Annotated in this window: 10 protein-coding genes; 8 read left to right on the top strand and 2 right to left on the bottom strand. The window is 73.7% G+C overall.

Annotation, left to right across the window (positions count from 1 at the left end; all coding sequences use genetic code 11):
• The first annotated feature begins 50 nt into the window (after positions 1–50).
• The 3 genes from ACTHLI_RS13095 to ACTHLI_RS13105 are packed head-to-tail and all read left to right on the top strand — an operon-like array spanning position 51 to position 4,116.
• Positions 51–1,568 carry an ABC transporter ATP-binding protein gene (locus ACTHLI_RS13095; RefSeq protein WP_440184412.1) on the top strand — a complete coding sequence of 506 codons (1,518 nt, stop codon included), beginning with the start codon at positions 51–53 and terminating at the stop codon, positions 1,566–1,568.
• On the top strand, positions 1,565–2,863 hold the full coding sequence (locus ACTHLI_RS13100; RefSeq protein WP_440184415.1) for an ABC transporter permease: 1,299 nt from the start codon (positions 1,565–1,567) through the stop codon (positions 2,861–2,863). Before ACTHLI_RS13095 ends, ACTHLI_RS13100 begins: the two co-directional genes overlap by 4 nt.
• Positions 2,860–4,116 carry an ABC transporter permease gene (locus ACTHLI_RS13105; RefSeq protein ID WP_440184418.1) on the top strand — a complete coding sequence of 419 codons (1,257 nt, stop codon included), beginning with the start codon at positions 2,860–2,862 and terminating at the stop codon, positions 4,114–4,116. The genes ACTHLI_RS13100 and ACTHLI_RS13105 overlap by 4 nt, the downstream gene beginning before the upstream one ends.
• Here ACTHLI_RS13105 and ACTHLI_RS13110 read toward each other — a convergent pair.
• Together ACTHLI_RS13110 and ACTHLI_RS13115 are read right to left on the bottom strand one after the other, a co-directional pair.
• Positions 4,043–4,882, bottom strand: coding sequence for a creatininase family protein (locus ACTHLI_RS13110; protein WP_440184421.1), 840 nt, complete (start codon positions 4,880–4,882; stop codon positions 4,043–4,045). The two genes, ACTHLI_RS13105 and ACTHLI_RS13110, sit on opposite strands and share 74 nt — an antisense overlap.
• Complete coding sequence (locus ACTHLI_RS13115) at positions 4,879–6,267, bottom strand: amidohydrolase (RefSeq protein ID WP_440184424.1); 1,389 nt, start codon at positions 6,265–6,267, stop codon at positions 4,879–4,881. The genes ACTHLI_RS13110 and ACTHLI_RS13115 overlap by 4 nt, the downstream gene beginning before the upstream one ends.
• Positions 6,268–6,326: 59 nt before the next feature.
• Here ACTHLI_RS13115 and ACTHLI_RS13120 point away from each other — a divergent pair, with 59 nt between their 5' ends.
• The 5 genes from ACTHLI_RS13120 to ACTHLI_RS13140 all read left to right on the top strand — a co-directional run bounded on the left by ACTHLI_RS13120 (position 6,327) and on the right by ACTHLI_RS13140 (position 11,006).
• On the top strand, positions 6,327–7,553 hold the full coding sequence (locus ACTHLI_RS13120) for an amidohydrolase family protein (protein ID WP_440184426.1): 1,227 nt from the start codon (positions 6,327–6,329) through the stop codon (positions 7,551–7,553).
• A 10-nt stretch (positions 7,554–7,563) separates the two neighbouring features.
• A complete protein-coding gene (locus ACTHLI_RS13125; protein ID WP_440184429.1) occupies positions 7,564–8,205 on the top strand; it encodes a DUF4232 domain-containing protein in 642 nt (213 codons plus the stop codon).
• Positions 8,206–8,223: 18 nt separating this feature from the next.
• Entirely contained in the window at positions 8,224–9,522 is a 1,299-nt protein-coding gene (locus ACTHLI_RS13130) for a thymidine phosphorylase (protein WP_440184431.1), read from the top strand.
• Between the two features lie 93 nt (positions 9,523–9,615).
• A complete protein-coding gene (locus ACTHLI_RS13135; protein WP_440184433.1) occupies positions 9,616–10,725 on the top strand; it encodes an adenosine deaminase in 1,110 nt (369 codons plus the stop codon).
• A 2-nt stretch (positions 10,726–10,727) separates the two neighbouring features.
• Positions 10,728–11,006, top strand: a complete 279-nt coding sequence (locus ACTHLI_RS13140; protein WP_440184435.1) for a PTS sugar transporter subunit IIB — start codon at positions 10,728–10,730, stop codon at positions 11,004–11,006.
• The last annotated feature ends 81 nt before the right edge of the window (positions 11,007–11,087 follow it).

The raw sequence follows: 11,087 nt of genomic DNA on the forward strand, positions 1-11,087 counted from the left end.
CGGAGGGCGGACCCGGCGCCGCGTCCGGCGCGGCCCGGAAGGAGGACCCGGTGCGGCTCGAACTGCACGGCATCACGAAGCGCTTCGGCGCGCTCACCGCGAACGACTCGATCGACCTGACGGTCGAACCGGGGGAGATCCACTGCCTGCTCGGTGAGAACGGCGCAGGCAAGTCCACCCTGATGAACATCCTCTACGGCCTCCTCCGGGCGGACGCGGGGGAGATCCGGCTCGACGGAGCCGTGCAGCACTTCTCCGGGCCCGGCGACGCGATGCGCGCCGGCATCGGGATGGTGCACCAGCACTTCATGCTCGTCCCCGTGTTCACGGTGGCCGAGAACGTCATGCTCGGTCACGAGCAGACGAAGGGCGGGTTCCTCGACCTGCCCGCCGCCCGTGCCCGGGTGCAGGAGATCTCCTCCCGCTTCGGCTTCGACCTGGATCCCGACGCCGTCGTCGAGGACCTGCCGGTCGGGGTGCAGCAGCGCGTCGAGATCGTCAAGGCGCTCTCCCGCGACGCGAAGGTGCTCGTGTTCGACGAGCCCACGGCGGTGCTGACGCCGCAGGAGACCGACGAGCTGATGGCGATCATGCGCCAGCTCAAGGACGCGGGCACCGCGATCGTCTTCATCACGCACAAGCTCCGCGAGGTCCGCGAGGTCGCCGACCGGATCACGGTCGTGCGACTCGGCAAGGTCGTCGGGGAGGCGGAGCCCACCGCCTCCAACGCCGAGCTCGCCTCCCTCATGGTGGGCCGCAGCGTCGAGCTCACCGTGCAGCGCACCCCCTCGGCCGGCGGCGAGACGGGACTCGCGGTCGAGGGTCTGACGGTGCTCGACGCGAACGGGCGGGTCGTCGTCGACGACGTCGCGTTCACGGTCCGGCGCGGCGAGATCCTGGCGATCGCGGGCGTGCAGGGCAACGGTCAGACGGAGCTGACGGAGGCGCTGCTCGGGCTGCAGGAGGACGTGCGCGGCACGGTCACGCTGGACGGCAAGGTCCTGACGGGCCTTCCGGTGCGGCGCGTGCTCGACGCCGGGGTCGGCTTCGTGCCGGAGGACCGGCAGGAGGACGCCCTCGTCGCGGAGTTCTCGATCGCCGAGAACCTCATGCTGGACCGCTCCGACGGCGCTCCCTTCGTGAAGCGCGGCGCGGTCCAGCGGCGTGAGCTCGAGACGTTCGCGACCGCGACCGTGCGGGAGTTCGACGTGCGGGCGCAGGGCATCGACACCCACGTCGGCCGGCTCTCCGGCGGCAACCAGCAGAAGGTCGTGCTCGCCAGGGAGCTGTCCCGCTCGCTGCGGCTGTTCGTCGCGGCGCAGCCGACGCGCGGCCTGGACGTCGGCTCGATCGAGTTCGTCCACGAGCGCATCGTGGCCACGCGCGACGAAGGGGTGCCCGTGATCGTGATCTCCACCGAGCTCGACGAGGTGGTCGCGCTCGCCGACCGGATCGCGGTGATGTACCGCGGCCGGATCGTGGGCATCGTGCCCGGTGACACCTCCCGCGACGTCCTCGGTCTCATGATGGCGGGCGAGCTGCCCGACGACGTGCGGACCGCGGCATGACCCTCCGAGAGCCGCAGGGCGCCGCCGGCGCCGTGCCCGTCGGAGACACCGGGCTCGCCGGCGGCGGGATCGACCCCGACCAGGTGCCGCCGGAGGAGCGTGCGGCCACACCCGCACAGCCGCGCAGCCGCTTCGCGGTCGCGCTGATCGCGATCCGCGACGGCAGCGCGCTGACGACGATCCTCGCGGTCGTCATCGCGCTCGTGGTCGGGGCGGTGCTCATCGCGGCGACCAACCCGACGGTGCAGACGACGGCCGGCTACTTCTTCGCCCGGCCGACGGACATGCTGTCGGCGATCGGGTCGAGCGTCGGCGGCGCGTACGCGGCGCTGTTCCAGGGCGGCGTCTACGACTTCACGCAGGCGAACCCGCTCGTCGCGCTCCAGTCGTTCGGGCACGCCATCGGCTTCGCGACGCCGCTCATCGCCGCCGGGCTCGGCATCGCCGTGGGCTTCCGTGCCGGCGTCTTCAACATCGGCGGCCAGGGCCAGGTGCTCATGGGCGCCGCGTTCGCCGGCTTCGTCGGGTTCACCTGGGACGGGCCGCCGGTCGTGACGATGCTCGTCGCGGTCCTGTTCGGCCTCCTCGGCGGCGGCGTGCTCGCGGGCCTCGTCGGCGTCCTCAAGGCGCGGACCGGCGCGAACGAGGTGATCGTCACGATCATGCTCAACTACGTCGTCTACTACCTGCTCGACTTCGCGCTGCAGACCCCGCTGCTGCGGGCGCCGGGATCGGGGAACCCGATCAGCCCGGCCGAGCACCCGAGCTCGGTGTTCTTCCCCCTCCTGCCGGCCGAGTACCACGTGAACGTCGGCTTCCTCCTGGTGATCCTCGGCACGTTCGCGTGCTCGTGGCTGCTCTCCAGGTCGAGCATCGGGTTCAAGATGCGCGCCGTGGGGGAGAACCCCAGGGCGGCGCGCGTCGCGGGCATCGAGGTCAACCGGGTGTTCACCGCGGCGATGATCATCTCCGGCGTGCTCGTCGGCTTCGCGGGCGTCTACCAGGTGCTCGGCACGACGACGACCGGCTTCACGAGCGGCGTCGACGCGGGCATCGGCTTCAACGCGATCACGGTCGCGCTGCTCGGCCGGTCGCGGCCGTGGGGCGTGTTCTGGGCCGGGATCCTCTTCGGCGTGTTCCAGGCGGGCGGCTACACCATGCAGGCGGCGCAGAACGTGGACATCAACGCGGTGCAGGTCGTGCAGTCGGTGATCGTGCTGTTCATCGCGGCGCCACCGCTGGTGCGGGCGATCTTCCGCCTCCCGCAGCCCGGCGCCCGGAAGGCCGCAGCGTGAGCGCCGCGGTCGCCGAGCCGGTCGTGCGGCGCGGACGCGGCTGGAAGACGCCGATCGCGCTCGGCGTGTTCGCCGTACTCGCGCTGCTGCTCCTCGTCGTCTTCGCCCGGGACGGCGTCTCCACGTTCTCGTTCACCCAGACCGGCACGGTCGCGCTCCCCGACGTGCACCTGCCGGTGCGCCAGACCGGGCTGGTGCTCTCGATCGTCGCGGTGCTCCTGGCGCTCGGCTCCGTGCCGCTCCAGCGCCGCGGCGGCGTCCCCCGCTGGTACGTCGTGGTCTTCGCGCTGCTGCTCGTGATCGGGTTCCTCGCCTGGGCGACCGCCGGGCAGCGACTGCCGATCGTCGGCCTCCTCACCGGCTCGCTCGCGCTCGCCGCGCCGCTCATCTTCGGCGCGCTCGGCGGCGTGCTCTCCGAGCGCGTCGGGGTGGTGAACATCGCGATCGAGGGCCAGCTGCTCGCCGGCGCGTTCGTCTCCGCGATCCTCGCCTCCATCACCCACAACCTCGTGGTCGGCCTCGTCGGCGCCGTCATCGCGGGCGTGCTCGTGTCCTTCGTGCTGGCCGCGCTCGCGATCAAGTACGTCGTGAACCAGGTGATCGTCGGCGTGGTGCTGAACGTGCTGGTGCTCGGCCTCACCACGTTCCTCTACGAGACCGTGCTCGTGCCCGCGTCGAGCACCCTGAACGCGCCGCCGACGTTCTCGAACCTGCCGATCCCGGGCCTGTCGCTCATTCCGATCGTCGGGGCGGTGCTGTTCGACCAGTCGGTCGTCACCTACCTCATGATCATCGCGGTCGTCGTGGTCTGGATCGGGCTGACCCGCACGCGCTGGGGCCTGCGCCTCCGCGCGGTCGGCGAGCACCCCCAGGCCGCCGACACGGTCGGGATCGACGTGTCGCGCACCCGGTTCTGGAACGTCGCGCTCGCGGGGGCGATCGTCGGTCTCGGCGGCGCGTACTTCACCCTCGGGTCCGTCGGGTCGTTCACCCAGAACATCACCTCCGGCGCGGGCTACATCGCGCTCGCGGCCGTGATCTTCGGCCGCTGGGACCCGCTGCGCGCCTCCGCCGCGGGCCTGCTGTTCGGATTCGCGAGCCAGGTGGCGAACATCCTCGGCATCGTCGGGAGCCCCGTCCCCTCCGACATCCTGCTCACGCTGCCGTACGTGGTGACGATCATCGCGGTCGCCGGACTCGTCGGCCGGGTCCGCGGGCCGGCCGCGGCGGGGCGCCCCTACGTGAAGGGCTGACCCGCCTTCGTCGATCAGGAGATCTGCGCGCCTCGGCGCCGGATCTCCTGATAGACGAAGGGAACGCCGCGATCGTCTCGAGGGACGCGGCGACGACCGCGTCGAGCAGCGCCGCGCCCTTCTCGGCCGTCGCCGGTCGCGGGTCGCCGAACACGCCCGTCGGGCTGAAGCCGTGCATCCGCATGGGCACGACGCCGAACTCCGGAGGGAAGTCCGGGTACACCGGCTCCGCCGCCCCCTGCACGGTCTCCGGCGCGATCGCGAGCACGAGCGACGTCTCGATCTCCTCGGCGTGCATCAGGCCGGGCGCGGCCGGCCGGGACTCGCGCACCCGCTCGGCGGCCTCGTCGAGGCCCGGGTGGTTCAGCACGAGCGTCGGGAGCGCGAGCGCCGCCGCGGCGCGGGCCAGCGGTTCGCGATTGCCCCAGTCGCCGTTCACGACCACGAGCAGCCGCGCACCGGCCGCTTCGATGCCCGTGCCGATGTCCACGGCGAGCGCCTCGACCGTCTCCGGCCGCAGCGTGACCGTGCCGCGGTAGCCGGACATGTTCCAGGTCGCGCCGTAGCCGATCGCGGGCAGGAGGAGCGCGTCGAGCGCGTCCGCGAGCCGCTCGGCGACGGCTTCGGCGGTGAGCGTGTCGGTCGACAGCGGCAGGTGCGGCCCGTGCTGCTCGAGCGCCCCGACCGGGAGCACGGCGATGCCGCGCCCCGCCCGGAGGTGCGAGACGACCTGGGGCGCGGTCGCCGTCGCGGCGTCGAGCCTCACGGGGCGTAGTCCTGGATGCGGCGGCCGTGGGAGCGATCGCGCAGCTGCGGGATCCGCCGGGTCAGGCCGTCGATCGCCTCCTGCACGTCGATCGTCGTCAGCCGGCCCTCGTCGACGAGCACCCTCCCGTCGACGAGCACCGTGCGCACGTCCGCCTCCTGCACGCTGAGGACGAGCGCCGCGGCGAGGTCGTGGAGCGGCTGCAGGTGCGGGCCGTCGAGCGCGATCAGCGCGATGTCCGCGCGGCGGCCGGGGAGCAGCGCGCCGATCCGGTCGCCGAGCCCCACCGTCAGCGCGCTCTGCCGCGTCGCCATGTCGAGCGCGTGGGCGCTCGTCAGCCAGGTCGCGTCCGCCTCCTTCTGCTTCTCCACGAGCGACAGGAGCCGCATGCTCTCGAGCACGCTGAGCGTGTTGCCGGAGGCGGGGCCGTCGGTGCCGATCCCGACCGGCACCCCGGCGTCGTGGAGGAGGCGCACGGGCGTGGTGCTCTGCTGCGCGTGCTTCAGGTAGACCTTGTCGCAGGCGCCGACGCCGATCCGGTCCGCGACCGGCGCGAGCCACTGCACGTCCTCCGGGGTGATGCCCGCGCCGTGCGCGATCAGCACGCCGGACTCGAGCAGCCCGGCGTCGTGCAGCACCTGCATCGGCGTCACCCCGCGGTTCGCGAGGCTCGACTCGGTCTGGAACATGCCCTCCGCGGCGTGGAGGTGGGTGCGGACGCCGAGCTCGGTGGCGACGCGCGCCGTGCGCGCGAGGTCGGCGTCGTCGACCGTGTACACCGCGTGCGGGCCCATCATCGCCGTGATGCGCCCGTCGGCGGCACCGTGCCACTCGGCCGCGAACGCCGCGGACCGGTCGAGCCCGGCGGGCCCCTCCGAGGAGAAGTAGGTCGGGGCGAGGACGGCGCGGGCCCCGCTCGCCAGCACCTCCTTCGCGATCTCGTCCATCGAGAAGTAGTGGTCGGCGAACGTGGTCACGCCCGCCAGCAGCATCTCGCCGATCGCGAGGCGTGCGCCGAGCGCCACGTCGTGCGGGGTGAGGTTCACCTCCATCGGCCAGATGTGGTCGTTGAACCAGGAGTGGACCGGCACGTCCTCCGCGGAGCCGCGGAACATCGTCATCGCCGAGTGGGTGTGGCAGTTGATCAGGCCCGGGATCGCGACCCGGCCGCGGCCGTCGATCACGCGGGCGCCGGCGCGCTCCTCCTCCGGCGTCGACCCGGTCGGCCGGACCCACGCGATCGCGCCGTCGGCCACGCCGAGGTCGTGGTGCTCGAGCAGCTCGGCGGTCGCGCGGCGCCGCGCCGGGTCGTCGGGGTAGCCGGCCTCGGCGGGCTCGGTACGGGTGAGCACGGTCGCATCGGAGACGATCAGGTCGACGGTCACCCCTCGAGCCTAGGAGGGCGGGTACCGGAGGCGCCCCGCTGCACTTCTAGGGTGGGGCGGTGCTCGACGTGCTCGACGGGATCGACGTCTGGGACGGGACCGCGCATCGCGGCCCGTCGACCATCCGGTTCGCGCGGGACGGCGCCGACGGGGTGATCGCGGCCGTCGAGCCCTCGTCGGCACCCGCCCGGCTGACCGCGATCCCCGGGCTGATCGACACGCACGTCCACCTCATCGGGGAGTCGACGGGCGCGCGCGGCGACTTCCTCACCTGGCCGCTCACCACCCGGGCGGAGGAGCGGGTGCTCCACGGCCTCGCGAACGCCAGGCGCGCGCTCGCCGCCGGGGTCACGACCGTGAGGGACCTCGCCGCGGACGACGTGCAGTTCTCCCTCCGGCGCGCGCTCGACGCCGGCGTCGTGCCGGGGCCGCGGCTGGTCGCCCACGGCATGGTGGGCATGACCGGCGGCCACGCCGACCTGTTCACGCCGCCGGCGATCGTGGACCGGCCGCCGGTCGCGGACGGCCCGGACGAGTGCCGGCGCCTGGTCCGCCACTGGGCGCGGGCCGGCGCGGACGGCATCAAGATCGCGACGAGCGGAGGCGTGCTCTCCGTCGGGGACCGTCCCGCCTGGCGCAACCACACCCGCGCCGAGGTCGCCGCGATCGTCGACGAGGCGCACGCCCTCGGGATGCGGGTCGCGGCCCACGCGCACACCGAGGCGGGCATCGACGTCGCGATCGAGGAGGGCGTCGACTCCATCGAGCACGGCACGCTCGTCACCGCGGATCAGGCCGTACTGATCGCGCGGGCCGGCATCACCCTCGCGCCCACGCTGCTCATCAACGACCGCATCGCCGCAGGGCGCGGTGCGTCGGAGGAGCAGGCGCGGAAGGCGCGGGAGCTCGTGATCGAGCGCGACGCGCGCCTGCGGGCCGCAGCGGACGCCGGCGTCGAGCTCGTGCTCGGCACCGACGCGAACGGCTTCCACGTCGGGTTCGGCGAGGAGGCGGAGGAGGTGGCCAGGATGGCGGCGGTGCTCGGCTGGTCCGCCGAGCGGGCGCTCGCCGCCGCGACCTCGCGCGCCGCCGCCGCGATCGGCCGCCCGGATCTCGGCCGCATCGCACCCCGCGCCAAGGCCGACCTCGTGCTCGTCGAGGGGCGGCCGTGGGAGGACCTCGCGGCCCTCCGGCCGGAGCGCGTCGTCGCCGTCGTCTGCCGGGGCGAGGTGGTGGCGGGCGCGCTGCCCGGCGCCGCGGCTCCGGCTGTCAGCGGCGATCGTTAGCGTGCCGGGCATGCGGGTCCTGGGGGGAGCGGCGGTCGCGGCCGCGTCGGTGCTGATGCTCACGGCGTGCGGGTCGCAGGCCAGCCGGCCCACCGCCTCCCCGACCGTGACCGTCGCCCCGTCGACGGCCGCGCCGGCACCGACGGCGACCGTGACCCGGACGCTTCCTGCCACACCCGAGCCGGCGACGAGCACGGCCGCGGCGGACCCCGGCCGACCGGCGAACCAGTGCACCGACATCGGGGTCAGCGTCGTGACCGCCTCCGGTGGCGGGGCGGCCGGCAGCGAGTTCTTCGACGTCCTGTTCACGAACACCGGCGGCACCCCCTGCGCGCTGCGCGGCACCCCAGGCGTGTCGGTGGTGGGCGACGGCGACGGCACGCAGCTGGGCGAGCCGGCCACGCGCGTGCAGACCGGGGTGTCGACGCTCACCCTCGCGGTCGGGCAGACGGTCGCGGCGCCGCTGCAGGTGGTGAACATCGGCACGAACGGTGGTCCGCTCCAGGGGTGCACCGTGAAGCGGGGCGACGGCTACCGCGTGTACCCGCCGCACTCCACCCGCGCGTACTTCGTGCAGGACTCGAGCGCGGTCGCGTGCGTGTCCGGGCCGGCGTTCATGACCGTGCGCCCCGTGGCCCGCTACTCGGGCTGACCCCGTAGCGTTGCCGGGATGAGCGCAGCCCGGGAACCCTTCGACGCCGTGGACGTGATCGCCGTCAAGCGCGACGGTGGCACCCTCGACACCGCGCGGATCCGCTGGCTCGTCGACGCCTTCACCCGCGGCGTGGTCGCGGACGAGCAGATGGCCGCGTGGGCCATGGCGGTGCTGCTGAACGGCATGGACCGGCGGGAGATCCGCGACCTCACCCTCGCCATGATCGACTCGGGCGAGCGCATGTCCTTCGCGGGCCTCGGCAGGCCGACGGTCGACAAGCACTCCACCGGCGGGGTGGGGGACAAGATCACCCTGCCGCTCGCGCCGCTCGTCGCCGTGTTCGGGGTCGCCGTCCCGCAGCTGTCGGGCCGCGGCCTGGGCCACACCGGCGGCACGCTCGACAAGCTCGAGTCGATCCCCGGCTGGCGGCCAGACCTGAGCCCGGAGGCGCTGCGGGCGCAGCTCGCCGATGTCGGCGCGGCGATCTGCGCGGCGGGTGCGGACCTCGCGCCCGCGGACAAGCGGCTCTACGCGCTGCGCGACACGACGGGCACCGTGGAGGCGATCCCGCTCATCGCGTCGAGCATCATGTCGAAGAAGATCGCGGAGGGCACCGCCTCCCTGGTGCTCGATGTGAAGTTCGGCTCCGGTGCGTTCCTGCCCGCCCGCGCGCAGGCCGAGGAGCTCGCCCGCACGATGGTGGAGCTGGGCCGAGACGCGGGGGTCGCGACGGTCGCGCTGCTCACCGACATGTCGGTGCCGCTCGGACTGACCGCGGGCAACGCGATCGAGGTGGAGGAGAGCGTCGAGGTGCTCGCCGGCGGCGGTCCTGCCGACGTGCGAGCGCTCACCGTCGCACTCGCGGCGGAGATGCTGGCGCTCGCGGGGGTCGCGGACGCGGACCCTGCGGCGGCGCTCGACGACGGGCGCGCGATGGACGTCTGGCGGCGGATGATCCGCGCGCAGGGCGGCGACCCCGACGCGCCGCTGCCCGTCGCGGCCGAGTCCCAGCAGGTGCTCGCCGAGACGGACGGCGTGCTCGCCACGCAGGACGCAAAGGCCGTCGGCGTCGCGGCGTGGCGCCTCGGGGCCGGCCGCGCCAGGCAGGGGGACCCGGTGCAGCACGCCGCGGGGGTCCGCCTCCACGCGAAGCCCGGCGACGCGGTGCGCGCGGGGCAGCCGCTCGCGACCCTGCTCACGGACGATGCCGATCGCATCCCGCGGGCCCTCGAAGCGCTCGAGGGCGCCATGTCGATCGCGCCAGCCGGCACGGAGGTGCCCCGCGAGCCCCTCATCGCCGCACGCATCGCCTGAGTCCGCCACTGCATTTCGAAGGGGGTCCTGGTGCCCCGCGCGACAGGATCCCCTTCGAAATGAACGCGCTCGGCGCCGGGGTACGCTGAGCCGGTGGCGGGGTGGCTCCTCTGGGGGGACGTGGACGCGGCGAGTCTGCCGAAGGTCTCGCTGCACGACCACCTGGACGGCGGCCTTCGCCCCGCGACGGTGCTCGAGCTGGCGGACGAGGCGGGTATCGCCCTCGAGGCGGACACGCCGGAGGCGCTCGGTGCGTGGTTCCGCGACCGGGCCGACTCCGGCTCCCTGGTCGAGTACCTGACCACCTTCGCGGTCACCACCGGGGTGATGCAGACCGCCCCGAACCTCGAGCGGATCGCCCGCGAGTTCGTGCTGGACCTCGACGACGACGGCGTGATCTACGGGGAGGTCCGCTGGGCGCCCGAGCAGCACCTGCAGGGCGGGCTCACCCTCGACGGTGCGGTCGAGGCCGTGCAGCGCGGACTCGACGCGGGCGTCGACCTCGTCCGTCAGCGGGGCCGGAGCATCCAGGTCGGGCAGCTCGTCACCGCGATGCGGCACGCCGACCGGGGACTCGAGATCGCCGAGCTCGCCGTGCGCCACCGCGACCGCGGGGTCGTCGGCTTCGACATCGCGGGCGCGGAGGCGGGCTTCCCTCCCTCCCGGCACCGGGTCGCGTTCGACTACCTCGCCGAGCACCAGTTCCCGGCGACCGTGCACGCGGGGGAGGCGGACGGGCTCGACTCGATCCGCTCCGCGCTCTTCGACGGCCGGGCGCTCCGGCTCGGGCACGGGGTGCGGATCGCCGAGGACCTCGTGGTCGAGCGCGAGGACGCCGACCGCTCCTACGTGACCGTCGGCCGGCTGGCCAGGTGGATCCGCGACCGGCAGATCCCGCTCGAGCTCGCCCCGTCGTCGAACCTGCAGACGGGCGCGATCGCGACGTGGGGCGAGGCGCTGGAGGACCACCCCTTCGACCTCCTCTACCAGCTCGGCTTCCGGGTCACCGTGAACACGGACAACCGGCTGATGAGCGGCACGACGCTGTCCCGCGAGCTCGCGCTGCTCACCGAGGCGTTCGACTACGACCTCGACGACCTGCTCACCTTCCAGCTGAACGCCGCGGAGGCCGCCTTCCTGCCGCTCGAGGACCGGGAGGACCTCGCCGACCGGATCACGGCCGGGTTCGAGGCGATCGACTAGCGATGGCGGTGCAGATCCTCACCGTGTGCGGCGCGGGCATCGGGACGAGCGAGATCCTCCGGGTGACCGCGGTCCGCGCCCTCCAGCGGCTCGGCATCGAGGCGACCGTCACTGCGACGGACGCGGCGCACGTCGCGGCGCTCGCCGAGGACGCCCAGGTCGTGCTCGCCACGAGCGAGAAGGTCGCGGAGATCGGCCGCACCTACGCGCAGGTGATCGTGATCGACAACATCGTCGACCAGGCGGAGGTCGAGGCGAAGCTCGCCGACGCGCTCGAGTGACGCCGCTCCCTTCGTCGATGAGGATCATCGGGCCCGCCCGGCGCGTTTATCCGGAACGCCGAAAGGGCAGAGGCCCAGCAA

Source organism: Amnibacterium sp., assembly GCF_051956055.1.
GTDB lineage: Bacteria > Actinomycetota > Actinomycetes > Actinomycetales > Microbacteriaceae > Amnibacterium.

What these genes read in the sequence shown, in the direction of transcription:
- ACTHLI_RS13125 (WP_440184429.1), top strand. Translation starts at nt 7,564, where the DNA reads ATGCGGGTCCTGGGGGGAGCGGCGGTCGCGGCCGCGTCGGTGCTGATG.
- ACTHLI_RS13140 (WP_440184435.1), top strand. Translation starts at nt 10,728, where the DNA reads ATGGCGGTGCAGATCCTCACCGTGTGCGGCGCGGGCATCGGGACGAGC.
- ACTHLI_RS13130 (WP_440184431.1), top strand. Translation starts at nt 8,224, where the DNA reads ATGAGCGCAGCCCGGGAACCCTTCGACGCCGTGGACGTGATCGCCGTC.
- ACTHLI_RS13100 (WP_440184415.1), top strand. Translation starts at nt 1,565, where the DNA reads ATGACCCTCCGAGAGCCGCAGGGCGCCGCCGGCGCCGTGCCCGTCGGA.